A 26,217-nucleotide genomic window follows, 5' to 3' on the forward strand; every position below is an offset into this window, starting at 1 on the left:
AAGACTTTCTTGTAGCATACAAGATACTAAAAAAAATGATGGTAAATTATTTTTATAACAATAGAATTAATGATACATTTCTATTGATTAACTAGAAAAATCTAGAACATATATTTGAATAATTGCTTTTTTTTTATCTAAAATTTATACGATAAATCAGTAGCCATAGCGATTTTATTTCCACTGATTTTCTTGTAAAAAGCGCTATTATTCTCTCCTATAGGAGGTAAAGTTAGACTGTGTTTAGTCGCCTCTTGTGTGTAATAATCTAACCTGTTTTTATATTTAGGTGATACGATATTGTAGATATGGTTACCTGTGAATCCCTTTTCTATAATGGCAGTAGATAGCGTGATAATATCATTAAGATGAATCATATTAATAGGCAACTCAGGGTTCTCTAATATATTTCTTCGAACGATGTAGTCTACTGGTTTTCTTTCTTCACTGAATAATCCACCTAAGCGTAAGATACAAGTGTTGATTCCATCTTCATTTAATAGTACATCTTCAGCTTCTCTAATCTGTACTGCTGTAGGTTCATTTGAGAATAGTTGATTGTCTTCTGTGATCTCTTCGTTTTGTGGAGCATATACAGATACAGAACTCATCATGATAACATTCTTGATATTGTGTTTACGAATATAAGGAAGTAACTTTTTAAAATTCTCAGCATACGTTGGTTGAGGCTCATCTCTAATAGGAGGGATAGTAATGATAAGAAGTTCAGCATTGCCAATGAATGAATCTAAAAACTGAACATTATCTTCATATAGATTAATATGATAAGGCTTGATCTGATGTTCCTCTAAGATATTCATTTTGGCTAGAGTAGTGGTCGAGCCCTTGACGTGATATCCTTTTTCTATTAAATTTTCGGCCAATGGTGTACCTAACCATCCACTACCGAGTATGCTTATATGTTTCATATTAAGTGGTGTAATTTTTAAAATAGTTATAAAAATAGGAATTTACTTTGTAAGGATAAATTTATCTACGGATATTTGGTCAAGAAAAACAAAACAACATGAAAAAAATACTATTTCCCCTATTAACTTTCGGGTTGTGTTTGACAATGTCTAGCACTGTTTCTGCTCAAGAAGTACAAAAACAAATCGTAGTAGAAAATCGAGTTAACGATAGTAAACAAGTAGATAAACCTTATGTTATCTTGATCTCTATTGATGGTTTCCGTTACGATTATATCGAGAAGTTTGGAACGAAGTTTTTAGAGAAGTTTGGAAAAGAAGGTGTGAGAGCAGAGTCTATGCAACCATCTTATCCATCAGTTACTTTCCCTAACCATTATACGATAGCGACAGGACTATATCCTTCACACCATGGTTTAGTTGGTAATAATATGTATGATCCAAAGATAGAGGAGAGATATTCTCTTAGAAATGCTAAAGCTGTACACGACCCTGCTTGGTATGGAGGTACACCATTATGGGTATTAGCAGAGCAACAAGGAATGTTGAGTGCATGTTACTATTGGCCTGGATCTGAAGCACCTATTAAAGGGACTTTACCATCATATTACTATGCTTACTCTGAGAAGTTTGATATGGATGGACGTATTAATGAAGTAGTGAATTGGTTGACATTACCAGAAGAGAAAAGACCTCACTTCATTACCTTCTATTTACCAGAAGTAGATCATGCAGGTCATGGATTCGGACCAGATGCAGAAGAGACAAAAGAAGCAGTTCACTATGCTGACCAATCTATAGAGAAACTTGTAGCAGCAGTAGATAAGTTAAACTTACCTGTGAACTATGTGATTGTCTCTGATCACGGAATGCTAGCACTTGACCAAGAAACGCTATTGAGCTTTCCTTTAAAGTTAAAAGGAGATGAGATGAAACTAGCGAGTAATGGTACTTATATAAGTGCTTTTATCAATGATAAGACTCAGATAGACAAGTACTATAAGAAGATTAAAAAAGCGAGTAACCCTAAACACATGAAAGTGTATAAAACAGAAGATCTACCTAAAGAGTTTCATTTTAGCAAAGAGCATGATCGCTTTGGTAGAATAGGGGATATCGTGGTAACAGCGGAAGCTCCATACTATTTCACTAACAGAAAATTAGCAGGAAGTCATGGTTTTGACCCAAACTCTGTTAAGGAGATGCATGCTATTTTCTTAGCTAAAGGTCCACAGTTTCAATCAGGGAAGACAATAGGAACATTTGAGAACATCGATGTATATCCTGTTATCGCTAAGATATTAGGTTTAGAGATTACAGAAGAAATAGACGGTACAGATAAAGTAGCTAAAGAAGTATTAGTAAAATAGTTAGAATAATCTATTCTATTGAAATAAGAAAAGGCTTGTAGAGTTTTCTACAAGCCTTTTTATTTGTGTTTTAAGACACTTCAATTAGAATTGGTACCCAAACCCTAAGTTTAAGTATATATTGTGCATAGAGAATGATATAGCGTCAAAATCGCTATTTAATACTCCATTAAATCCATAAGATAACTCTCCTAGTAAAAAGAAGTGATTATTCATCTTCCATTCAGCACCTACTTGAGTACCCCATTGGAATTTGCGTACTTCATCAGAGAAGTCATAAGGAGCACTACTATCATCCTCGAAAGTTAATTTAATACCATTAGGGTCAGTTTGTCTTAGATGACCATTCGATACATATCCATCAAATGTTTTGTCTATTAAAGCTGAGAAATATAGCCCTCCATAGATATTCCAGTTATCATTGATAGAATACACCACATTTACAGGTACGGTTAGATAAGTGTTTCTCACCTTCGTTTTTACATCTCCAGTGAAGTAACCTCTTACTTTAGAGTTGTCTTGTATAATCTCTGTTAAGTAACCTTTTACATTTGCCTTCGTTGTCATTCCTTTCCCTTCAAAGCGCAGACCTAAACGAACTCCCCACTGTTTATCATCAGTTAACCATTTCGTAGCATTAGCTTCTAATCCTAACTGTAATCCTGGGTTGTAACTATTGATTTTTCGTATTTCTCTTGGAAGACCTAGAGGAGAAGAACCACCGATACTAAAATGTGCTCTTATCTGGTAATCCATATTTTCTGTAAAGAACTTTTCAAAAGAATTTTTGTCTGATGCTTTTGATTCTTCTTGATTTTGTGCAGAAGTAGTAGTCAGTATTCCTAATGAGAATATTAACGTATATATTATTTTTTTCATTGTCTCTTAATTATGTATTGTACTAATATTACTTATCGAAGTCTAATTCAACTTCATCAATTTGTAGAGTACTACCAACAGCTCCATTGAAGATATCTCCTTCCACACTTGCAGAGAATACGATAGCAATCATATAGTTAGCCTTCGGATCAAAAGTTTTCCCCTCTACCATTTGGAATGGGATTTCAAATTTTGTCCATTCATCAGTTTCAACTCTGTTCTTATCGTCTAATCTTGCGATAGCAACCATCCTAGGATCTAAGAATTTGTGGTCACCTGCTAAGAATTCTTTTTTAGGATTGTCTCCTTTTTCAAAGATAATAGCATATGCATCCCATGCATCTTTAGTTAGTGCAGATCCTTCTTTGCTTGTGATTGTAAAGTCTTTTCCAGCTTTATATTTATAGTATCCTTTTAATGTTTTAGGCATATTAATTCCTGTACTATAAGGAATACCAAATCTTGTAGATTTAATAGCTGGGAATGTAAAATTAAAAGTACCTAAGTATAAGTTCCCTGCTGCGATAGGAGACCCCATCATACTACCAAGAGGTCCAGTACTTCTAGTTACCATTTTTACTCCTTTACCTTTGTATCCATCATTAATAGAGAAAGTCGGGTATACTGCTGGTGATAGCTCTTGATCGTCTTCTAGTAATGTTTCTGCCAGCATATTATAGCCTTGGTTACCACTAGCCCAGTCGTATTTTGTCATACCATCAGGAAGTACCTCGAAGAATTCGTGGTATTGTCCTTCTGGCCCTTCAGTCACTTCTGTGTGTACATTCTCAAAATCATAATGTGTAATAAACGTATTTGTCAAGAAACTTACATTGTATGCTTTTTTCCATTTACCATCTTGTGATGTAATAACGTACTGTACTGGACCTTTAGAGAAGTTTTGTTTTGACCCATTTTCAGGAGTGATAGTTGCTCCGTCCGATAATTTAAATAGCGGTGCAAACTCTCTTTCGTCTACGTCAGGAAGAAGTCTAAAGAACACATTATTATTAGTAATTGTTGGAGTAGTAAGTAAGAACTTATTCGCATCTTCAATTGTTGCAGAAGTAATGTCTGATTCCATTGTGTCTGCCTCATCTTTTATACAAGAAGAGAACGTGATCCCTATGGTTGTTAATAGGGCGAATAATAAGTAGTTTATTCTCATAAGTATTGTATTATTTATGTTATATAAAATTATTGCTTGCTATTTAATGATAACTTAATGTTTAATTAACTGTCAAATAACAAACGAACATACAAAGATAAGGATTATCACTCTAATAGTCGTTTCCTTTAAATACGTTAAAGATATGAGGACAACTTCTTGTTTTGATATTATTGTAAGTGATTCGGTTTTTTGTACTCTTAAAGTTTGCCTATTCATTGAGAAAATGAAAAACACTGTGAGAATGTTTCAAATGGTTTTTAAATAATAAAGGTCAATCTATACGATTGACCTTCATAGTTTAATGTTTTTTTAACGTTAGAACGTATACCCAAAACCGAGATTTAAGTAAATATTATACATTTTAAAAGAGATAGCATCAAAGTCTTTTTTGAAGACACCATTCAGTCCCCAGTTTAGATCTGAGAATATGCGGAAATGTGTATTTAGCTTGTATTCACCTCCTACTTGTACTCCATATTGAAATCTGTTTAGATCCTCAGAGAAGTCATAGTCGCCTTTAGCATCTCCTTCGAATTCTACAGGTGTACCGATAGGTGTACCTTCTCTTAACACTCCATCATACACATATCCTGTAAAGTCCTTGTCTATTAAGCCTGATAGATACAGTCCTCCATAGGCATTCCAGTTCTCAGATGCATTATAGGCTACTAATACAGGAAAGGTTATATAAGAGTTTTTCATCGTAGTCTTTACGTTTCCTGTGAAGTACCCTTTGGTTTGTTTTCCATCACCACCATCTATCTGAGTATAATAGTTCTTTACACGAGCATCTGTTTTCATACCTCTACCTTCCATGCGCAGCCCTGTACGGATTCCCCATTTGTGGTCATTGCTCAACCATTTAGTGACGTTTAACTCTAGTCCTAATTGCAGCGTAGGGTTATAGCTATTGATCTCTCGTATCTCAGCAGGCATACCGAGTGGAGTACTTCCTCCTATGCTGAATTGTCCTCTTAGTTGGTATTCTATATTTTCTTTAAAGAAAGCTTTAAATCCTGTTGTGTCTTTAGTTTGAGCGAAAGACACTGTGTTTATTCCTATCAATAGGATTAAACAAATACTATATCTCTGTAGTAATCCCATCTTATTCCTTATTATCTTTTTCATAAACTAACTCTATCTCGTCTACTAGCAGTGTACTGCCTACTGCGCCCTTAAAGTCCGCTCCATCTATACTAGATGTCATCACGATAGCGAGTATATAATCTTTCTGTGGATCATAGGTCTTACCAGGTACTAGCACAAACGGGACATTAAACTCCGTCCACAAGTTTGTCTCTATTCTATCTTTAGCTTCTATTCTAGCGATAGCTACATTTCTAGGATCTTTAAAAGCGTGATCACCTGCTAGGAAGTTGTTTTTCTTTTGTGTTTCAAATAATATTGCATAGATATCAAAAGTGTCTTTTGCACCAGGTATCTCGTTATAGTTACTGTCTGTCACGATTTTACCAGCAGTGTATTTAAACGAACCTCTTAAACTACTAGGTAGCTCACCTGTGTAGGGTAGCCCAAACTTGGTAGATTTAATAGGAAACAGAGGATTGAGTTTAAAAGTACCTAGGAATAAGTTACCGGCAGCTATAGGGTTACCTGCTATCTGTCCCGTTTTTGAAGTATAGACCGTCTGCATCTTTACAGACAGACCACCTCTTCTACCAGGTGCTATCGTAGTAGGGTATCCTTCTGGTGGCGTGTTTCCTGCTACAGTAGAGTATCCCTCATTACCGCTATCCCAGTCGTATATTTTATCTCCATTAGAGCCTATTTCGTAGAATCTATAGTATCTGTTTTTATTTGTAAGTTCTGCATTGTTAAAGGTGTATAATGTACTTAGCTCATCACTCGTGAAGCTAACGATATACTTCTTTTTCCAACTTTGATCTTGTGCTGTTACGATAACTTCCTGACTATTTCTGAAGTCCCTTGTTGTACCATTAGGAGGATCCATAGTAGCATTAGGCGAGATGATAAAGAAAGGTGTTTGTTTTTCTAAATCAACATTCGCTTTTACTCTAAATTCTACAGATGTATTCGTGATAATAGGATCTGTCTTTAGATACTCAGAAGGAATATATGCCTCTAGAATGTCTGCATTCGTATCTAGTTCCTCATCCTTGATACATGATGAGAAGATTAGTGGAGTTAGCAGTAAGAAGGCTTTAATGTACTGATTCATATAAGTCTTTTTTATTGGGATAACAATATTCTTGCCACAGTTAGTTTTAGTATGATGTCTTCTTCATTTAGATACCCTATATCCTCCGTCATAATCGAGATAAAAATAAAAATATTGTTCTGATTATTTATCTAAAAGATGATTTTTTAGTTAGTATTTATACCTGTTTTAATGTGGTGATTATTAGGTTTTTGCATAATAAAAAAAGGGATGACCATTCAGATCACCCCTTAGTTAGTATATATTGGATTGTATTATTTCAGAGCTCTAGTTTGATATAGATCCGTACGTCTATCTTTTTTGATACGTACACTACCGTGCTCGTGTAGTTCTTTTAGTAAGTCTACATCCACATCTACGATAAGTGTCATCTCTGTATTAGGTGTTGCTTCTGCTTTTACCCCATTTGTTGGGAAGGCAAAGTCAGATGGAGTAAGTACAGCTGCCTGAGCGAACTGTATATCCATATTATTCACCTTCGGTAGGTTACCCACACATCCAGCTATCGCCACATAACACTCATTCTCGATCGCTCTAGCAGCAGCACAGTTTCTCACACGAGTATATCCATTCTGCGTATCTGTAAGGAATGGAACGAATAAGATATCCATCCCTTGATCTGCTAGTAATCTAGACAATTCTGGGAACTCCACATCATAGCATATCATGATACCGATCTTACCACAGTCTGTATCGAAGGTCTGTATCTTAGATCCTCCTCTCATACCCCAGTAGTGTACTTCGTTAGGAGTGATATGGATCTTAGAATACATCTCGTATGTACCATCTCGCTTACATAAGAATCCTACGTTATATAAGATACCATCTACTAAGTATGGCATACTTCCTGTGATGATATTGATATTATAAGAGATAGCAAACTCCTGAAACTTCTTGCGTATAGAGTCAGTATATCTTGCTAATTCACGTATTGCATCTGCCTCAGATAAGTGGTTATAGTCAGCCATAAGTGGTGCTGTAAACAACTCTGGGAACATAGCGAAGTCACTCTCATAGTCTGATACCGCATTGATAAAGAATTCTGCCTGATCGAAGAACTCTTGTAGATCGTTTAGCGGTCTCATCTGCCACTGTATCAGCCCTAGTCTGATTACACTTTTTTTAGCATTGATCAGCTGTACATCTTTCTCATAGTAGATATTATTCCACTCTAGAAGTACTGCATATTCCTTAGAACTCGTGTCTCCCTCTAGGTAATTGCGCATTAGGCGTACCATGTGGAAGTCGTTAGCCATCTGGAATGACATCACAGGATCGTGTATTTCTTTTGTTTTTACTTTTTCTAGATATTGCTTAGGCGTTAGCTCATCAGCATATTTAGAATATTTAGGGATACGCCCTGCGAATACGATAGACTTCAGATTTAACTGTTCACACATTTCTTTACGCGCATCATATAACCTTCTTCCTAATCTAAGTCCTCTATACTTAGGATGGATGAATACGTCTATACCATATAGTACATTTCCTTCCGGATTATGCGTGCTAAAGGTAGAATATCCTGTAATCTGCTCATAGGTATGGGCAGACATTGCCTGTTTTTCATCAATAATAAGTGACAAAGCTGACCCTACTACAACACCATCTACTAAAACGACAAGCTGTCCTTCTGGAAAGACTTCTAATAATTGTTCGATTTCATCTTTGTTCCAGTACGAATCTTCTAGCCCTTGGTATGATTCGAGCATTGATTTTTTTAGCTCTAAATAATCGTCAATTAATAAATTTCTTAATTCTACTTTATTGATAGTAGTCTCCATAATGAATTTTTTTGTTTGCAATTTACGAATAAAAGAAAACAAAGTAAATGAGAAGTTTGGTTAAATATTCAAATAAGTGTTAAAAAATGGGGCTATTTTTGATATTGTTTCTATTGAACAAAGCTATATGTAATAAAATATTAACCATTAAAAAAAACAGTTATGAGTTCAATAAAAAACAAAGTGCAATTAATTGGCAGGGTTGGACAAGACCCAGAAGTGAAAATGTATAAATCAAATAAAAAGCGTGCTACCTTCTCACTTGCGATAAATGATGTGTATTATAACGATGCTGGAGAACGAGTAGAATCTTGTAATTGGCATAATATTACAGTCTGGGGGAAGCTAGCCGACATTGTTGAAAAGTTTGTTAATAAAGGAAAAGAAATTGCTGTCGAAGGTAAGTTAGTTAATCGTAGCTTTGAAGATAAAGATGGTAATCAGCGCTATGTTACCGAAATTGCTGTTTCAGAATTAGTTTTTCTAGGCAGTAAGTAAAGTTTTATTATTTCTGTTGTCGCTCAATATTCGCAAGAATTTTGAGCGACTTTTTTTTGTGCTAATCCTTTGTAGGCAATATGTAGGGCAGGATTTAGCAACTATTTAGTACACTGTAATTTAACTTTATAATTAAAGTCTTACATCTCATTTTTTAAAAAAGCCTTACCTTGCTACAGGATAATTTAAGTAGTAATACAGTGGATAAAATATTAGTTATCGAAGATGATATTCGCGTAGCAGAATTACTTCAGCGCAGTCTAGAGGAACAAAACTTTGAAGTAGATGTAGCTTATGACGGATACTTAGGGAAGAAACTTGCCTTGCAGAAACCGTATGCACTAATCATAACAGATGTAATCTTACCTAAGATCAATGGTATCGATCTGTGTAAGGAGATTAAGGCTACCTTACCTCATATCCCTATCATTATGCTTACAGCACTAGGTACTACAGATGATAAGGTAGAGGGATTCGATGCAGGGGCAGATGACTATTTAGTCAAGCCATTTGAGCTAAGAGAACTTTATGTACGTATACGTGCATTGCTTAAGCGCTTCGAACATATACAGTCTACTGACGCTCATCTTTTAAAATATGCAGATTTAGAATTAGACCTAAACGAAAAGGTATTTAAGAGAAACGGACAAGAGATACATCTGACTCCTAAAGAGTTTAACCTACTGCAGTATATGATGGAGAATCCTGAGCGTGTACTATCTAGAACAGAGATTTCTGAGAAAGTATGGGATACACACTTCGATACAGGAACTAACTTTATCGATGTATACATCAACTATCTGCGCAAAAAGATAGAAATAGACCCTTCTAAGAAAGTGATTCATACCAAATCTGGTATGGGATTTATACTAAAGAGTAATGAGAATTAAGACTAGACTTACCTTATTGTTTACCTTACTAGTGGCATCTATATTATTAGTATTTGCTGTAGTAGTGTATTGGTCATCGTCTAAGAATAGGGAAGTGGAGTTCTTTGAAGAGTTAGAGAAGGAAGCCATCACTAAGGCTAAGCTATATCTAGAGACAGAGGTAAAGTCATCTACACTACATAAGATATACAGATATAATAATGAAGTCATCAATGAGGTACAGGTAGCTGTATATGACTTTGACTTTAATCTATTATACCACGATGCAGAAGAAATCGATAGTGTCAAGGAGACTAAAGAGATGATCGATCAGATCGCTTCACAAGGACGTGTACACCTATTCCAAGATGACTGGCAGGTGATTGGTATAGTGTATAACAGTGGAGGTCAGGACTATGTAATCACAGCCATCGCTCTAGATCAGTACGGATATACGAAGCTGCACAATCTTTTTCTGACGATACTCGTGTTGAGCATTGTGTCCTTGATTGTTATTTTCTTTGTGGGAAGCTTCTTTGCAGAGCGTGTTCTACGTCCATTGAAGCTAATGAATGAAGAGATTAATAATATCACGGCTACTAATCTAGATTTGCGAGTGAGTACTGAGGCTAATCAGGATGAGCTGAGCCGATTAGGAAATACATTTAATACGATGTTAGACCGACTAGAACAGTCTTTTGATTCGCAGAAGCAGTTCGTGTCGAATATCTCACATGAGCTACGCACTCCATTAGCAGCAGTGATAGCAGAGTTAGAGTTATCACTTTCTAAAGAACAAGACACCGCTAGCTATATCAGAACAATAGAGAACGCTTTATCAGATGCGAAGAAATTGGTACGATTATCGAATAGTTTATTAGACTTCGCGAAGGCGAGTTATGATCCTACCGAGATTGTATTCAAGCCTACTAGAATAGATGAGGTGATATTAGATGCCTGTCAGAAGATACAGAGGGGAAATGCTGCATATACCTTTAGCTTTATGATAGATGAAGAGATAGACAGCGAAGAGTTAGTGACGGTACGAGCAAACCCTTACTTACTGGAAGTAGCGATTATTAACTTGTTAGAGAATGCGTGTAAGTACTCCGATAATCATCATGGCAAGGTGAGTATTTCTAATCTGAATAATGCTGTAGTGATCAAGATAGCTGATGAAGGATTAGGGATGAGTGCAGAGGATCTAGACGGGATCTTTAAACCATTCTTTAGAGGTGAGAACGGAAAACACTTAGATGGAAATGGTATCGGACTTTCATTGACCAAGAAAGTTATTGATTTACATAAAGGTACTATTACAGTCATTTCAGAGATAAATAAAGGTACAGAGTTTACGATAACCTTATAGTACAACCATATAATAGCAGAAAGCACTCCTAGTAGGGGTGCTTTTTTTTGTAGTGTTGTTTCTCCTTATGATTAGCTATTAGAGGTTGTTCTAATCTTGTTGAATGTCTTTTTTGTCCTTTTTCGGTAGGTGTGGTCGGCATGTGGTCGGCTAGTGATGGGCATTTGGTCGGCTTATAAGTACCAAAAATAGCCCATCACTAGCCTATCATACCTATATCATTAGGCAATCATGTGAACTTAAAACGAAATAATGTCAAGCAGAGTGATGATTTTATCGCTTTTGGAACGCTATATGTGGGTATTCTAATAGGATTCTAATTTTTTTCTAAAAGCTTTCTAATAGCCTCTAGAAGGGGTAATACCTACTTTTGCCAAGTCAAAAAAAATAAGAGATGGAAACAGAGTCCACATTAGTTAAACGGGAATGTTAAACCTTCTTTCTGAATATGCATGATAACAATGTAGCTCAGAAAGAGCAAAAAAATAGTTATCATGTTAATTACAGTATTTATAGGAAGATTAGCTCTTGCTTTTATTTTAGGAGCTCTTATCGGGGCAGAGAGACAAGTGAGACAAAAAAGTGCGGGTCTAAGAACCAATACGCTAGTGAGTATCGGTGCAGCAGGCTTCGTGTTGATGGCGTATACCATCGGAGATATGGCTGTGGGGAGAGTAGCCTCTTATGTAGTAAGTGGTATCGGATTCTTAGGAGCTGGAGTGATTATGAAAGACGGATTCAGTATCCGTGGACTGAACACTGCTGCTACGATCTGGTGTTCGGCTTCAGTAGGGTCTATGTGTGCTGTAGGCTTATGGATGGAAGCGATAGCGATGACAGTATTGATTTTATTAGCACATATTTCGCTTAGACCTATTGGCAATATGATTAATAAACTCTCTTTTGAGAGTGAGACAGACTCAGCTGAGGTTCATTACGAGATTATCGTAGGATGTAAAGAGCAGGTAGAGAATCATATCAGAGTAATGGTGTTAGAGAATCTACGCGCTCAGAAAGATCTTCAGCTACGTTCATTAAAAAGTACAGATAATGGCAATCCTGCTTTTTCTTACCTGAAGTTTGAGATACTATGCATCGGTAAGAAAGATGATATTCTAGAGCAGATCACGAGTAAAGTGTCTTTAGAATACGGAGTATCAGAAGTGACATGGGAATTGACAGCGTATTAATCTATTAAAAACTGAGGTATTATGAGAATGCATAACAGAGATTTAAAAAATCTACAGAAGATAGCAACTGATATGAACAGTATGAAGAAGATAACGATGATGCTGCCTGTGATCAAGAAGATGCCTATTATCGACATCAGCGAGCTACTGAGTAGAGTGGCTAATGATGATTTGGTTCTTGTGTTTAATGAGTTTACAATAGCAGAGCAAGGGGAGATTTTTGCAGAATTTCCGTTGGTGAAGCAGTTAGGATTCTTTCAGAGAGTGAGTAAGAAGCTATTCGCTAGGATATTCGAAGAGATGCCATCAGATGCTAGAGCAGATCTGTTTCAGCTGATGACACAGCAGGAGCAGGTAGACTTACTACCTTATCTAACGAAGAATATACGCGAGAATGTGCTAGCACTTAGTTCGTATCCTGCGCATACAGCGGGGGGAATCATGATTACAGATTTCGCTACAGTATCTAAAGACATGACGTGCTTCGAAGCGATACAACAAGTGCGCAAAGACTCTCCTTCTAAAAAGACGATATACTATGTATATGTAGTGAATGAGGATAAGACTTTAGTAGGCTTTATTACTTTAAAAGATTTGATCATAGCTGAGCCTGATGTATTAGTTAAGGACGAATTACATACAGAGTTTGTATTTGGTTTTTTAAGTGATAGCAGTGAGTCAATAGCGAAGAAAATAGATAAGTATCAGCTAGTAGCCTTGCCGATACTAAACGATAAGAAACAGCTAGTAGGAATAGTGACACATGATGAGGCACTAGATGTGATACAAGCAGAACATACAGAAGATATGGAACGCTTCATGGGAATCATTGGTACGAATGAGGAGTCTGATTATAATCAGACGAGTATATTCAACCATTTTAAGAAGAGAGTGTTTTGGCTAGTGACACTAGCAGTAATCGGGATAGGAGCAGGGATGATCATCTACAGTTATGAAGCGACATTAATGCAGCTGATGATTCTAGCCTTATACATGCCGATGATAGCCTCTACAGGAGGTAATGCAGGGAGTCAATCTGCGACAGTAGTGATCAGATCACTGGCACTAGGGCAGATTACAGTAAAGTCATGGCTAAAGGTATTGTGGAAAGAGCTAAGGATAGCACTGATGTTATCTTGTTTTCTTGGTTTAGTCGCTTTTGGTATCGTAGTGTTTCTAAACTGGGGGACAGAGATTCCGACAGGTTACACACTAGCGTCCATAGGAGGAGTGATCGCGTTAGCCCTGTCGCTACAGGTGATTACCTCTACGATAATAGGAGCTTTGTTGCCGATGTTGGTTCGCAGGTTTAACGGAGACCCTGCAGTAGCAGCTAGCCCAGCTATCACTACGATCGTAGATATATCGGGGTTACTGATTTACTTTAGTATAGCAGCTCATTTTTTCAACCTAAAGTAGCATGATTATTGTAGATTACACTTAACATAAATTATATAAAAAGGAATGCAAAAATTACGCTCTCGATGCGATCTGTCAGCAGAAGGATAATAAAAATTCATAAAATGCTTCGTTATTTAATATGGAATCTCCGTATTATGAAGTAACTTTAAAGTGTTTTTAAGATAAAAACTTAGTGAAATAATAAATAAGGTATTAATTAAAAATAAACATAATGGCTAAAACATTAAAACTAGCAGGTATTTTAGGAGTTAGCATATTATTGAGCTATTGTTCTGAGAAGAAAGAGCAGGCAGCAGATAGTGCTCAGTTTACAGTAGAAAATAAGATCATCACTCTAACTGAAACTTCAAATCTAAAAGACAGAATAAAAACAAGTAAGGTATCAGAAGAAGACTTTACTTTCGATCTAGTTACTGCTGGGGTAGTGAAAGCTATTCCCAACCATTATGCAGAAATAGCATCTCCTTTCTCAGGGAGAATAGTCAAATCATTTATCAAACTTGGGCAAAAAGTGAGTGAGAATACTCCTTTATTTGAAGTGTCTTCACCTGACTATTTTGAGGCTCAAAAGGATTACTTCGATTCAAAACAAGAGTTTAAACAAGCAGCTCTAAACCTTAAAAGACAAGAAGACTTACTGAACAACGGTGTTGGGGTAAGACAGGAGTTCGAAGAGGCAGAGACAGAATACTCTATCGCTAAGGCGGCTTATGATAACGCTCGTGCAGCATTAAAGATATATAGTGTAGATGCTAGCTCACTAGTACTAGGACAGGCATTGACAGTGCGCTCTCCTATAGCTGGAGAGGTCTTAGAGAACAACCTAGTGATAGGACAGTTCATTAACGATGAGGCTGACCCAGTAGTGAAGATCGCTTCACTAGGTAAAATATGGATAGTAGGTAAAGTGAAAGAAAAAGATATCAATCACTTAGCTAAACTAAACAAAGTACAAGTGGAACTTGCAGCATATCCTGATGCTCCACTATCGGGTACTATCTATCATATCAACGAGATCGTGGATGAGGAGACTAGAAGTATAGATGTACTGATAGAAGTGGATAATGAGAAGAGAATTCTAAAACCGGGTATGTATGTGAGTGTTCGTTTTATCGATCAACCAGAACCAGTAATCTTAGTGCCTTCTAGAGCAGTCTTACAAGGTGAAGATAACTCATTCGTATTCGTGAAGGTAGGAGAGAATAAGTATGCTAAGAAGAGCATCGTGATCGGAGGAGTGTCTGGAGATAAGACCGTTATCCTATCAGGATTAGACAAACAAGATGAGGTAGTAAGTGAAGGAGGAATCTACTTGCCACAAGCTATTTAATAATAAACAATAATACAATGAAGAAAGGTATAATAGATACAGCTATTCACAAAAGATGGCTTGTAGCAGCGTTGTTTGCTTTGCTGTGTATATTTGGATATTATTCTTGGAAACAATTATCAATAGAAGCTTATCCAGATATAGCAGATACTACTTCTCAAGTAGTAACACAAGTGCCAGGGCTGGCAGCAGAAGAGATAGAATTACAGATTACCATTCCGATAGAGCGCGCTCTTAATGGTATGCCTGGAATGCACGTGATGCGTAGTAATAGTACATTCGGACTGTCTATGATCACGATAGTATTCGCTGATGGAGTAGATGACTACTTCGCTCGTCAACGAATCCAAGAGCGATTAAACGATGTAGAGTTGCCTTATGATGCGACTCCTGAATTAGATCCGCTGACATCGCCTATCGGTGAGGTATATAGATATATCATAGAGGGAGATGGCTATAGTCTTAGAGAATTAACGGATTTACAAAACTTCGTGATTATCCCTAAGCTTAATCAAGTACCTGGTGTAGCTGAGGTAACTAACTTCGGTGGAATCACTACTCAGTTTCAAATCGAATTAGATCCACATAAATTAGAACAATACGGTCTATCGCTAAGCGATGTAACAGAGACGATAGAAGAGAATAACGTCAATGCAGGAGGAAGTGTTCTAACGAGAGGAGACCTTGGGTATGTGGTGAGAGGTATTGGGTTGATTAAAGATTTAGAGGATTTAGGTAAAATCGTTGTTAAGGCAGAAGATGGTATACCTGTATTCTTAAACGATTTAGGTCGCTTAAAATATGGAAATGTAGAGCGCAAAGGTATTCTTGGTTTTACAGATAGAGAAAGAGATTATTCTGATAGTATCGAGGGGATTGTACTGTTATTAAAACACGAAAACCCATCTGTAGTATTAGATAAGATACACCAATATGTAGATGAACTGAACAATGGTTTATTGCCAGAAGGTGTTAGAATACACACTTTCTTAGATCGTACAGATTTAGTAGATACGACATTACATACTGTGTCTACTACGCTAATCGAAGGAATTAGTTTAGTAGTGATTGTATTGATTGTATTCTTAGGAAGTTGGAGAGGAGCGCTATTAGTAGCGATTACGATCCCTGTATCTCTGTTGTTTGCATTTATCATGATGCACTTCACAGATATACCTGCTAACTTACTTTCGTTAGGAGCGATTGACTTCGGTATTATAGTGGATGGTGCTATCGTGATGATGGAGTCCATACTGAAGAAGAGGGAGGACAATCCAGAAGAGGAATTAAAAGAGAAGTCTATAGCACAGCGTACCAAAGAGGTAGCTAAGCCTATCTTCTTCGCTACAATCATTATTATCACAGCATACTTACCACTATTCGCTTTTGAACGTGTAGAGAAGAAGTTGTTTACACCGATGGCGTTTACAGTAGGATATGCCTTGATAGGGGCATTATTAGTAGCCTTGATTTTGATACCAGGTCTTGCGTATGCGGTGTATAGAAAGCCTAGAAAGATCTACCACAATAAGTGGTTAGAGAAACTAACGAATGTATATCACAATAGAATTATCAAGATTGTAAATAAGCCAAAGCAAGTATTCGTACCGTTATTAGTTGTTTTAGCGATTACAATAGGATTGTCAATGAAGGTAGGTAAAGATTTCTTACCTCCATTAGATGAAGGTTCTATCTGGCTTCAAGTAACCTTACCTCCTGGTATCTCACTAGAGAAATCAAAAGAGATGAGTGATACACTACGTGCTAGAACTATGAAGTATGATGAGGTAACGTATATCATGGTACAGTCTGGGCGTAATGATGATGGAACAGACCCATTTACTCCATCACATTTCGAATGTTCGGTAGGTATCAAGCCTTATAAAGAATGGCCTCGTGGTAAGACTAAAGATGATTTAATCGAAGAGTTAGCAGCAGAGTATGAGTCTTTACCTGGATTTACAGTTGGGTTCGCTCAGCCGATGATCGATGGGGTAATGGATAAGATATCTGGAGCGCATAGTGAATTAGTAGTGAAGGTATATGGAGAAGATTTTCACGAGACTAGACGTATAGCGAATGAGGTATTAGGTACACTGCGTACGGTAGATGGAGCGGTAGATTTAGCAATAGATCAAGAGCCACCATTACCACAGCTACAGATCCATGCGAATAGAGATAAGATAGCTCAATATGGATTAAACGTATCTGACGTTGCAGAACTTATCGAGGTGGCTATAGGTGGTAAGGCAATATCACAGATATTTATCGGAAATAAAGTATATGACATCAGTGCTAGATATACTGAAGAGAGTAGAAATACACCAGAGAAGATCGCTAACTTAATGTTGACGTCTAGTACAGGTGCTAAGATTCCGCTGTCTCAGGTAGCAGATGTTAAGACGAGTACAGGAGAGAGTACGATCACTCGTGAGATGAATAGACGTCACTTAACTGTAAAACTAAACGTGCGTAATAGAGACTTAGCGTCACTATTAAAAGAAGCGCAACAAAAGATAGAAAGCAATATCACGTATGATCATGAGAAGTTCCACATCGAATGGGGTGGACAGTTCGAGAATCAGAATAGAGCGTATAGCCGTTTGGCAGTAATTGTTCCTTTGACCTTGTGTTTAATGTTTGTATTACTATACGGAGCTTTTGGACAGTTTAGACAAGCTGGATTATTGATGATCGTTGTACCGTTAGCTTTATTTGGAGGGATGTTAGCCTTGAACATTAGAGGGATGTCATTGAACGTATCTTCAGCAGTAGGATTTATTGCGTTGTTTGGGGTTGCGATACAGAATGGGGTGATTATGATCTCCCATATCAATGATCTCCGCAGAAGAGGTATAGCATTAAAAGAGGCAGTACTAACAGGTGCAGAAGAGCGTTTCAGACCTGTATTAATGACGGCTACAGTGGCGGTATTAGGGTTATTCCCTGCTTCGTTAGCTACAGGTATCGGTTCGGATGTACAGAGACCTCTAGCAACTGTGATCGTTTATGGTCTATTATTCGCTACTGTTCTTACACTATTTGTATTACCTGCCTTGTATTATATGGTAGAACGCAAATGGGGTAGTGATAGCGACTTCGTAAAAAGTGAAACAGACGAAAATTAGGATTAGGTATGAATGTTATTAGAAAATATATACTAGTAGGATTATTAGCATTGTTCTGTAATGAAGTTGTGGTAGCACAACTTCATACAGACAATGTAAGTGATAAGACAGCATTGACATATAAGGAGTATCTTCATAAGATGTCAATGAACAACTTAGGATATGCAGCAGCGAAGTATAATATAGATATTGCAGAAGCTGAGGTACAAGCAGCTAAGATGTTCCCAGACCCTGAGCTGAGTTTTGGTTGGTTTGATAATCAACAGAAGCGTATGCAGATGGGTTATGGCTTTGAGGCAGAGTTATCATGGGATTTAGAATTAGGTGGTAAGCGCAAGGCAAGAAAGAATTTAGCTGCAGATCAGAAGACATTAGCAGAATTAGAGTTGCAAGAGTTCTTCCAGACTATGCGTGCAGAGTCTACTATCTTATATTTAGAAGCCTTGCAGAATAAGATGTTGTTTGATATACAACGCGACTCTTATGAGTCTATGAAGCAAGTAGCTAAGTCTGATAGTATTCGTTATACATTAGGGCAGATCAGCAAAGTGGATGCTATCCAAAGTAACTTAGAAGCTAAAGGGATGTATAATGAGTTACAAGATGCAGATGACGCTTGGGAGAATAGCTTGATAGAGATCAGAAACGTGATCAGTAAACAGAGAAACGATACGATATATTTGCCTCAGGGAGACTTCAACAAGTTTGATAGATTATTCTCTTTAGATGACTTGATTGTGACTGCTCAGAACAATAGAGCTGACTTCCTTGTCGCTAGACAGAATAAGGTGGTAGCGAGTAAGCAAGTCTCTTTAGCTAAAGCAGAACGTGCGATAGATTTAGGACTTAACTTCGGGGTAGAGAACAACTCTTTTGTAAAGAATGCTATTGCTCCTACACCTGGTAATACGGTGGTTAAAGCAGGTTTTTCTATTCCGCTGAAGTTCTCTAATAGAAAAGAATCAGGATTAAAAACTGCATTATACGAGGAACGTCAAGCTCATCTAGAATATGACTTTATAGAGCTAGAGTTAGAGAAAGAGATCACTCAAGCATATCGTAACTATCTAACGAAACAAAAGCAGATCAATAGGTTTGAAAAAGGGATGTTAGAAGAGGCTAAACAGGTATACGAAGGGATCAAGTATAGCTATCAAAGAGGGGCGAGTAGCCTATTAGAAGTGTTGGATGCACAACGTACTTATAACGAAACACAACAGGCTTATGCAGAGACACTATTTGGGTATGCATCTGCTCTAGTGGAGTTAGAGAACGCAGTGGGTATTTGGGATATTGATTTTTAAGAATGAGAGGTATGAAAAACTTATTACTAAGTGTATGCTCTGTGTTAGCAGTATCAGGTACAGCTATAGCACAAGATGTAAATCACGATTTAAAAGGGAATACTACTTTTAGTGTAAAAGGAGGTTGGATACAGTCTACGCTTAAAGGAGATGATCTAGAGTATTTAGCTATAGATGGTAAAGTGAGTAACCGCAATAACTTCTTCGTAGGAGTGAGTGTGGATAATAGTTTAGGAAAATATTTTGGGCTGAAACACGAGTTGTTTTATCAACAGTATGGTGGTCGCTTTGATAGAGAGACTGAGGATGGGGCAACACTAGATGCTAAATTGCAAATGCACAGTCTACGCCTTAATCCAATCAGTGCTGTGTTTAAAGTAGGAGGGCTACAGATATATGCTGGTCCTTATGTGAATATGTTATTATACTCTTCTATCACAGCAGTAGATGAAGAGGGGAATACATATAAAGATCACGGTATTTTCGGTAGTATAGAAGATGATCAAGAAGATGGACAGTATCTACAGAAGATGGACTACGGTATCGTAGTGGGTGCTGAGTACCAGTTTAACTGTGGGTTCTTAGTAGGAGCTAACTACAGTAGAGGATTTGCCAGTATCTTCGATAACTCTAATACATTTGGGTTAGAAGAAAATCCTGGTGTGAAGAACCTGAAGATATATAATCAGAGTTTTAATGTATTCGTAGGATATAGATTCTAATCAAAGAATACATTGTTTATAAGTGTAAGTGAAAGGCTAGTTGATCATCAACTAGCCTCTTTTTATTTATAGTAGTATCTCTTTAATCTCTGATAGTTTTTTAATAGAAGTAAAGTTCGGATGTACTATTTCGTGATCGACATGCTCGTGTAACCATGTAGTATGGAAAGGGACGTGTACTGCGTGACCTCCTAATTCTAATACAGGGAGTACATCAGATCTTAGAGAATTGCCTATCATAATAAATTCTTCAGGCTTGATATCTAAACGTCCTAGTAACTTCTGATAGTCTATTTCTTCTTTATCCGTCATGACTTCTATATGATGGAAGTATGCTCCTAAGCCAGACTTATGTAGTTTGCGGTGTTGGTCTTTTAAGTCACCTTTGGTTGCGACCACTAGTTTATACTTTCCTTGAAGTTCCTTTAGTACTTGCTCTACGTCATCTAATAGCTCCACAGGCTTGGTTAATAAATCCTTTCCTATAGCTATGACTCTACTGATTACTTTTGGGCTTACAGTTCCCTTTGAGATTATGTTAGCTGCTTCTACCATGGATAGGGTAAAGCCTTTTATTCCATATCCGTATAGAGGTAGGTTGTCTATTTGTGTTTTGAATAGTATCTGTGAGATGCTTTGATGTGTTAGGTAATCTTCCATTAAGATACAGAATGCTTTCTCAGCTTCATTAAAGAAAGGTTCATTCACCCATAGGGTATCATCCGCATCGAAAGCAACAACTTTAAATGGTTTTGTCATGTTGTTTATTTTAGTATGTTATGTAAAGGTACGGGATAAAAGGATGAAAATAAGTATACAGAATATAGTAAAGTATAGAATGAATTGTATTTTTTATATATTAAGTTAATATTAATTAAAAATTAAGAAATGAGTATTTTTAGTTAAAATAAACCTGCAAAATGAGTGTTTTTAATCTTTAAAATAGTGTATTTTAAGTTAAATAAATTAATATAATGTCTATTTTTCGGGCTTAATTTACATTTATTTTAAGTGTTTGTCTTGAATAAATATTGTATATGTTTTTTTTGATTCATTTTTTTATATTTTTGGCAATGCTAAAATAATCTTAAAAAGATGTTTATGAAATTAAAACTTTACTTAACGTTTTCTATGCTTGTGTTAACAAGTGTAGTTTTTGCACAAGCAAAAAAGACAATAACTGGAAGTGTAAAAGACACTGACGGTTTACCGTTGATTGGTGCAACTATTGTTCTAGAGGGAACTGACTTCGGAACAAGTGCAGATGATCATGGGATATTTACAATTAATGCTGGCGAAGGCGATGTGTTAGTTGTTTCGTATGTGTTCTATGAAACACAAAGAATTAGATTAACATCAAAGACACATTATGACATAGTATTAAAAGAGGATGGTCAAGTGTTGGAGGATGTAGTTGTTGTAGCTTATGGTACTGCTACTAAAGAATCTGTAACAGGTGCTATCGCAGTTATAGAGAATTCAGAAATTACTAAAAGACCTGGTACCAATGCCTTAGCTGCACTAGAAGGAGCTGCTCCTGGGATTAGAGTAAACAATACATCTGGACAGCCTGGGGCTGAGCCAACTATTCGTATTCGTGGATTTACTTCTGTGAATGGAAGTAATTCTCCATTATTAGTTGTAGATGGTGTTCCTTTTGGTGGAAGCATATCGGATTTAAATCCTAATGATATTGATAGTATGTCTGTTCTTAAAGATGCTTCAGCTTCAACACTTTATGGTAATAGAGCTTCTAATGGAGTTGTTTTAATTACCACTAAGAAAGCCTCTAAAGGGAAGGGATTCTTTGGGGTAAACCTTAAACAAGGTTTGTTTACTAGAGGTATGTCTGAATATGATAAATTAGGAGCAGATGATTATATGGAAACAATGTGGAAAGCTAATAGAAACTCTTTAATAGCAAAAAATGGCTTAGAAGAGGCTAATAGGTTAGCTACAGAAACATTGATTCCAGATTATTTGAAACTTAATATTTATAATTTACCAGCAGATCAATTATTTACTCCAGATGGTAAGTTAGTATCTAATGCGTCTGTTCTATCTGGATATGCATCAGATTTAGATTGGTTTAAAGAGCTTGAAAGAACAGGGATGTATCAAGATTTAAATATGAGTGGGCGTGTGGCAAATGAAAAAGGAGGAGCTTATTTTTCAGGAAGCTTTTTAAATAATGAAAGTTATGTTAAAAATAGCGATTATAAGCGTTTTACTGCTAGAATTAATGCGGATTATAAAGTGAATGATGCTATTAAAGTAGGAGCTAATTTGACGGGATCACATCAAGAATCTCATGGTTTAACAGCTTCTATGGATGATAATACTTCAATTGTAAATCCATTCTATTTTGCACGTAATATTGCTCCAATTTACCCTGTTTATCTTCATGATAAAGTTACAGGTGATTTTGTTTATGATGAATTTGGGCAAAGAATTTATGATAATGGAGAAGGAACACGTGGTCAATTAGAAGGACGCCATACTGTTTTGGAAAATAATAAGAACAATCAGCAATCAATTAAAAATACTGTTAATGGACAGTTCTTTGCAGATTTCAAATTCTTACAAGATTTTACATTCTCTTTAAAAGGAGATATGAGTTTAAGAAATAGTGAAGCTCGTAAATATGATAATGCATTGATAGGTGATGGACAAGGTAGTAATGGACGTTCAAGACGTGATATTTATAGATATAAAACATATACAGCTCAACAGTTATTGAATTGGAATAGAAGTTTTGGTGATCATAATTTTGATGTTTTAGTTGGGCATGAAAACTTTAATAATGATTATAGCTACTTGTATGGTATGAAAACTAATCAAACTTTTGAAGGAATGGATGAGTGGATTAACTTTACAGAGGCAGGTAGTATTTATGATTATACTGTTAAATATAGAACAGAAGGATATTTATCTAGAGCTAAATATAACTATGCTAATAAGTATTTTGCAGAAGCTTCTTTCCGTAGAGATGGATCTTCAAAGTTTCATAAAGATAATAGATGGGGGAACTTTTGGTCTGTTGGAGGTAGTTGGATTATTAGTGCAGAGGATTTCTTCAAAGTGAAGCATATTGATTATTTAAAATTAAGAGCTTCTTATGGAGAGGTTGGAGAAGACGGTGGAGCTGGTACATATGGATATCAATCTTTGTATTCTATTGTGAAAAATGGGGGGAAAGCAGGACTGTATAAATCTCAAAATGGGAATGATAATTTGCAATGGGAGACATCATCATCATTTAATATTGGTTTAGACGGAAGGCTTTTTAATCGAGTTAATTTTACTGTTGAATATTTTGACAAACGTTCTCAAAATTTATTATTTGATTTAAATATGCCTTTATCAAACGGATCAAATACTCCTAGCACTAAAGGGATTTCTTCTATAACAAGTAATGTAGGAAGTATTTCTAATAAAGGATTAGAGTTGTCTTTTGATGTAGATATTATTAAAACAGCAGATTTAAGATGGAATTTCGCTGCAAATGCGACATGGTTAAAAAACAAAATAGCTAAGCTGCCTGAAGAGAATAGAAAGAATGGAATAATTTCAAGTGATTTTAAACGATTGGAAGGTAAGAGCATGTATGAATTCTACTTGTACCAATTTGTGGGTGTTGATCAAATGTATGGTGATGCATTATATGTAATTGATGATGAGAATTTTAACGTAAATGGTTCTGCGCCAGATAAAGATGCTATTGCTGATGAGTTTTTGAGAGAAATTAATGGAGTGACTTATACAACATCTACAACGTATGGAAAAAGAGAATTTGCAGGTTCAGCAATTCCTAAAGTAGATGGAAGCTTTTCAACTTCTTTAAATTATAAAAACTTTTCTCTATCAGCATTGTTTACATATAGCTTAGGATCTAAAGTATATGATTATTCTTATGCAAGTTTAATGTCTGTTGGTAGTAGCCCACATGCGTTACATAAAAATATTTTAGGATCTTGGAACGGTGCACCAGAAGGTATGACAGAAAAATCTGCAAATAGAATTGATCCTAATGGATTACCTGTATTAGATTTTGATAGAAATGTGTATACATCTTCGCGTTCAGATCGTTTTTTACAAAATGGTAATTATTTAGTTTTTAAGAATATTTCTTTAGGATATGATATGCCAAAAGAAGTAACTAAATCTTTAGGAATTAGTAGCTTGTCTTTTACTGGAACAGTTGAAAATGTTGTGACTTTTACAAAGTTAAAAGGGATGAATTCACAGATGAGTTTTGCAGGTCAAGTTATGAACTCATGGGCTCCTCCTCGAACATTTATTTTTGGAGTAAATGTAGGTTTTTAAACTTTTAATTAATTATAGTAAATATTTAGAAAGATGAAAATTAAATATATAAAATACATTTTACTGTCAGCAGTATTAACTTTGGGTTCTTGTAGTGATGATTATTTAGATACATATCCAACAAACTCTACTTCTCCTAATACAGCTTTTAAGACTACTAAAAATGTTGAAATGGCAGTAAATGGTTTAGCAAGAATTATGACAACTCAACATATAGGTGAGCAAGGGTATAATGGAGAAGGTACTATAAAGTTATTTTATGGAGAATATACAGGAAATAATTTTAGGCGTGATCAAACATCAGTGTCTTCTCTAATGAATGGATTACTCTTTGATAATAGTGCAAGTACTTATACTTATTATCCATGGCATTATTATTATTTATTGATTACCAATGCAAATGCTATTATAGCAAATGTTGATGGTGCAGAAGGACCTGTGAATGAAAAGAAGTATTTGAAAGCGCAGGCGCTTACTTATAGAGCATATTCTTATACCATGTTACTTCAATTATATGGGAATCGTTGGCAAGATTCTAATAATGGTGAACATAAATGTTTAATATTGAGATTAACCCCAGACGATCCAAAAGAGATGCCTTTATCTTCGCAAAATGATGTTTACGCACAAGTATATAAGGATTTAGATGAAGCGATTCAGTTGTTTAATGAAAGTAATTATAAAAGAGGGAATACAAATTATTTAATCGATGCAAATGTGTCACATGCTGTTTATGCTAGAGCTGCATTAGTAAAGCAAGATTATAATGTGGCATTAAGAGAAGCTACTTTAGCTAAGAAAGGTTATAAACTGATGAGTGAAGCTGATTATAAAGGAGGTTTTGCTACTCCAACATCTGAATGGATTTGGAGTAGTTATGGAGCTTTAGACGAGACTTTACATTATTATTCATATCAAGCATATATTGCTTATAATAGTTCATCATCTATTGTTCGTACAAGACCAACACGTATAAGTAAGGAATTCTATGAAAGTATTCCAACTACAGATATACGTAGACAATTATTTTTAGACCCAACAGGATATGATGCTGCTACTTATAACGCAACAACAGGAGAGGCAGATGCAAAATCTCTTATTGATGTGGAAACTAGAACAAAGTTTCCAAAGCTACAAACTAATGCTAAGGTAGCTGCATTTATGCAGTTTAAAATAGCTGCAAATGAGATGATAGGTGTTGGACATTTAAATCATTTCCGTTCTTCAGAAATGTATTTTATTGAAGCTGAAGCTTTACATTTTTTAGGCAGAGATGGAGAAGCTTCTAAGTTACTTGAGGAATTAACTAGGAGCACGGGTAGAGATGCTAGTTATACTTGTAATAAAACAGGAAAAGAACTGTTCAATGAAATCGTTAAATATAGAGGTATAGAGTTATGGGGAGAAGGATTTGATTGGTTCGATTATAAAAGATGGAACTTACCGATTTCTCGTAAGACAGTTAAAGAAGGAGGGAATTATAATGTGGCTTCTGGAATAACTATATTACCATCAGCTAACAATAAATGGACTTGGAGAACTCCTCAAAAAGAATCAGATTATAATCCGAACATATAATCATCATTTTATAAAATAGTTAGCTTAAAGGCCATTCAAATTTATGAATGGCCTTTATTGTTTTAAATAATTCAAAATAATAACACTCTCTTAATCTTGGAATTAAGGAGTAAGTTTACTTTTGAATTAGATATTTTAAATGTTAATATTG

General features: G+C 35.9%; 19 protein-coding genes. 12 read left to right on the forward strand and 7 right to left on the reverse strand.

All coding sequences use genetic code 11. The annotated features are described in order from the left end of the window. Positions 1-137: 137 nt before the first annotated feature. Positions 138-929 (reverse strand): NAD-dependent epimerase/dehydratase family protein, encoded by a 792-nt coding sequence (locus MODO_RS03220; RefSeq protein ID WP_006257820.1) that lies wholly within the window; start codon positions 927-929, stop codon positions 138-140. Positions 930-1,027: 98 nt separating this feature from the next. Between MODO_RS03220 and MODO_RS03225 the strand changes: the two genes are divergently transcribed. Further along, positions 1,028-2,299 carry an alkaline phosphatase family protein gene (locus MODO_RS03225; protein WP_006257819.1) on the forward strand — a complete coding sequence of 424 codons (1,272 nt, stop codon included), beginning with the start codon at positions 1,028-1,030 and terminating at the stop codon, positions 2,297-2,299. 84 nt (positions 2,300-2,383) lie between these two features. Here MODO_RS03225 and MODO_RS03230 read toward each other — a convergent pair whose 3' ends face one another. From MODO_RS03230 to MODO_RS03250, 5 genes are all read right to left on the reverse strand, one after another. Further along, positions 2,384-3,178, reverse strand: a complete 795-nt coding sequence (locus tag MODO_RS03230; protein ID WP_006257818.1) for a porin family protein — start codon at positions 3,176-3,178, stop codon at positions 2,384-2,386. A gap of 28 nt (positions 3,179-3,206) precedes the next feature. Continuing rightward, positions 3,207-4,346: a PCMD domain-containing protein gene (locus MODO_RS03235; RefSeq protein ID WP_006257817.1), complete on the reverse strand. Its 1,140-nt coding sequence runs from the start codon at positions 4,344-4,346 to the stop codon at positions 3,207-3,209. Between the two features lie 318 nt (positions 4,347-4,664). Next, entirely contained in the window at positions 4,665-5,453 is a 789-nt protein-coding gene (locus MODO_RS03240; RefSeq protein WP_006257816.1) for a porin family protein, read from the reverse strand. A gap of 1 nt (position 5,454) precedes the next feature. Next, positions 5,455-6,549, reverse strand: a complete 1,095-nt coding sequence (locus tag MODO_RS03245) for a PCMD domain-containing protein (RefSeq protein WP_006257815.1) — start codon at positions 6,547-6,549, stop codon at positions 5,455-5,457. A 254-nt stretch (positions 6,550-6,803) separates the two neighbouring features. After that, positions 6,804-8,330, reverse strand: a complete 1,527-nt coding sequence (locus MODO_RS03250; RefSeq protein ID WP_006257814.1) for a bifunctional GNAT family N-acetyltransferase/carbon-nitrogen hydrolase family protein — start codon at positions 8,328-8,330, stop codon at positions 6,804-6,806. 162 nt (positions 8,331-8,492) lie between these two features. On the opposite strand from MODO_RS03250, the gene MODO_RS03255 reads away from it, so the two are divergent. From MODO_RS03255 to MODO_RS03295, 9 genes are all read left to right on the forward strand, one after another. Next, on the forward strand, positions 8,493-8,828 hold the full coding sequence (locus tag MODO_RS03255; RefSeq protein ID WP_006257813.1) for a single-stranded DNA-binding protein: 336 nt from the start codon (positions 8,493-8,495) through the stop codon (positions 8,826-8,828). Between the two features lie 170 nt (positions 8,829-8,998). Further along, entirely contained in the window at positions 8,999-9,718 is a 720-nt protein-coding gene (locus MODO_RS03260) for a response regulator transcription factor (protein ID WP_006257812.1), read from the forward strand. Beyond that, the gene (locus tag MODO_RS03265) at positions 9,708-11,066 is read left to right on the forward strand and encodes a HAMP domain-containing sensor histidine kinase (RefSeq protein WP_006257811.1); all 1,359 of its coding nucleotides are present in this window, start codon (positions 9,708-9,710) and stop codon (positions 11,064-11,066) included. The genes MODO_RS03260 and MODO_RS03265 overlap by 11 nt, the downstream gene beginning before the upstream one ends. Positions 11,067-11,560: 494 nt before the next feature. Next, positions 11,561-12,256, forward strand: coding sequence for an MgtC/SapB family protein (locus MODO_RS03270; RefSeq protein WP_006257810.1), 696 nt, complete (start codon positions 11,561-11,563; stop codon positions 12,254-12,256). A 21-nt stretch (positions 12,257-12,277) separates the two neighbouring features. After that, on the forward strand, positions 12,278-13,675 hold the full coding sequence (gene mgtE, locus MODO_RS03275) for a magnesium transporter (protein WP_006257809.1): 1,398 nt from the start codon (positions 12,278-12,280) through the stop codon (positions 13,673-13,675). Between the two features lie 214 nt (positions 13,676-13,889). Then, on the forward strand, positions 13,890-15,008 hold the full coding sequence (locus tag MODO_RS03280) for an efflux RND transporter periplasmic adaptor subunit (RefSeq protein ID WP_006257808.1): 1,119 nt from the start codon (positions 13,890-13,892) through the stop codon (positions 15,006-15,008). Between the two features lie 17 nt (positions 15,009-15,025). Further along, positions 15,026-18,136: an efflux RND transporter permease subunit gene (locus tag MODO_RS03285; protein ID WP_006257807.1), complete on the forward strand. Its 3,111-nt coding sequence runs from the start codon at positions 15,026-15,028 to the stop codon at positions 18,134-18,136. Between the two features lie 8 nt (positions 18,137-18,144). Further along, entirely contained in the window at positions 18,145-19,440 is a 1,296-nt protein-coding gene (locus MODO_RS03290) for a TolC family protein (protein WP_006257806.1), read from the forward strand. An 11-nt stretch (positions 19,441-19,451) separates the two neighbouring features. Further along, on the forward strand, positions 19,452-20,162 hold the full coding sequence (locus tag MODO_RS03295; protein WP_006257805.1) for an outer membrane beta-barrel protein: 711 nt from the start codon (positions 19,452-19,454) through the stop codon (positions 20,160-20,162). A gap of 66 nt (positions 20,163-20,228) precedes the next feature. Here MODO_RS03295 and MODO_RS03300 read toward each other — a convergent pair whose 3' ends face one another. Beyond that, positions 20,229-20,921 carry an HAD family hydrolase gene (locus tag MODO_RS03300; protein WP_006257804.1) on the reverse strand — a complete coding sequence of 231 codons (693 nt, stop codon included), beginning with the start codon at positions 20,919-20,921 and terminating at the stop codon, positions 20,229-20,231. A gap of 342 nt (positions 20,922-21,263) precedes the next feature. On the opposite strand from MODO_RS03300, the gene MODO_RS03305 reads away from it, so the two are divergent. Together MODO_RS03305 and MODO_RS03310 are read left to right on the forward strand one after the other, a co-directional pair. Then, positions 21,264-24,488, forward strand: coding sequence for a SusC/RagA family TonB-linked outer membrane protein (locus MODO_RS03305; protein WP_006257803.1), 3,225 nt, complete (start codon positions 21,264-21,266; stop codon positions 24,486-24,488). A 33-nt stretch (positions 24,489-24,521) separates the two neighbouring features. Continuing rightward, on the forward strand, positions 24,522-26,066 hold the full coding sequence (locus MODO_RS03310) for a RagB/SusD family nutrient uptake outer membrane protein (protein ID WP_006257802.1): 1,545 nt from the start codon (positions 24,522-24,524) through the stop codon (positions 26,064-26,066). Positions 26,067-26,217: the final 151 nt, after the last annotated feature.

Source organism: Myroides odoratimimus (assembly GCF_001485415.1).
Lineage (GTDB): Bacteria > Bacteroidota > Bacteroidia > Flavobacteriales > Flavobacteriaceae > Flavobacterium > Flavobacterium odoratimimum.

Bases quoted from the DNA above. Each gene is read 5' to 3' on its own strand.
- MODO_RS03220 (WP_006257820.1), bottom strand. From the start codon at position 929: ATGAAACATATAAGCATACTCGGTAGTGGATGGTTAGGTACACCATTG.
- MODO_RS03225 (WP_006257819.1), top strand. From the start codon at position 1,028: ATGAAAAAAATACTATTTCCCCTATTAACTTTCGGGTTGTGTTTGACA.
- MODO_RS03230 (WP_006257818.1), bottom strand. From the start codon at position 3,178: ATGAAAAAAATAATATATACGTTAATATTCTCATTAGGAATACTGACT.
- MODO_RS03235 (WP_006257817.1), bottom strand. From the start codon at position 4,346: ATGAGAATAAACTACTTATTATTCGCCCTATTAACAACCATAGGGATC.
- MODO_RS03240 (WP_006257816.1), bottom strand. From the start codon at position 5,453: ATGGGATTACTACAGAGATATAGTATTTGTTTAATCCTATTGATAGGA.
- MODO_RS03245 (WP_006257815.1), bottom strand. From the start codon at position 6,549: ATGAATCAGTACATTAAAGCCTTCTTACTGCTAACTCCACTAATCTTC.
- MODO_RS03250 (WP_006257814.1), bottom strand. From the start codon at position 8,330: ATGGAGACTACTATCAATAAAGTAGAATTAAGAAATTTATTAATTGAC.
- MODO_RS03255 (WP_006257813.1), top strand. From the start codon at position 8,493: ATGAGTTCAATAAAAAACAAAGTGCAATTAATTGGCAGGGTTGGACAA.
- MODO_RS03265 (WP_006257811.1), top strand. From the start codon at position 9,708: ATGAGAATTAAGACTAGACTTACCTTATTGTTTACCTTACTAGTGGCA.
- MODO_RS03270 (WP_006257810.1), top strand. From the start codon at position 11,561: ATGTTAATTACAGTATTTATAGGAAGATTAGCTCTTGCTTTTATTTTA.
- mgtE (WP_006257809.1), top strand. From the start codon at position 12,278: ATGAGAATGCATAACAGAGATTTAAAAAATCTACAGAAGATAGCAACT.
- MODO_RS03280 (WP_006257808.1), top strand. From the start codon at position 13,890: ATGGCTAAAACATTAAAACTAGCAGGTATTTTAGGAGTTAGCATATTA.
- MODO_RS03285 (WP_006257807.1), top strand. From the start codon at position 15,026: ATGAAGAAAGGTATAATAGATACAGCTATTCACAAAAGATGGCTTGTA.
- MODO_RS03290 (WP_006257806.1), top strand. From the start codon at position 18,145: ATGAATGTTATTAGAAAATATATACTAGTAGGATTATTAGCATTGTTC.
- MODO_RS03295 (WP_006257805.1), top strand. From the start codon at position 19,452: ATGAAAAACTTATTACTAAGTGTATGCTCTGTGTTAGCAGTATCAGGT.
- MODO_RS03300 (WP_006257804.1), bottom strand. From the start codon at position 20,921: ATGACAAAACCATTTAAAGTTGTTGCTTTCGATGCGGATGATACCCTA.
- MODO_RS03305 (WP_006257803.1), top strand. From the start codon at position 21,264: ATGAAATTAAAACTTTACTTAACGTTTTCTATGCTTGTGTTAACAAGT.
- MODO_RS03310 (WP_006257802.1), top strand. From the start codon at position 24,522: ATGAAAATTAAATATATAAAATACATTTTACTGTCAGCAGTATTAACT.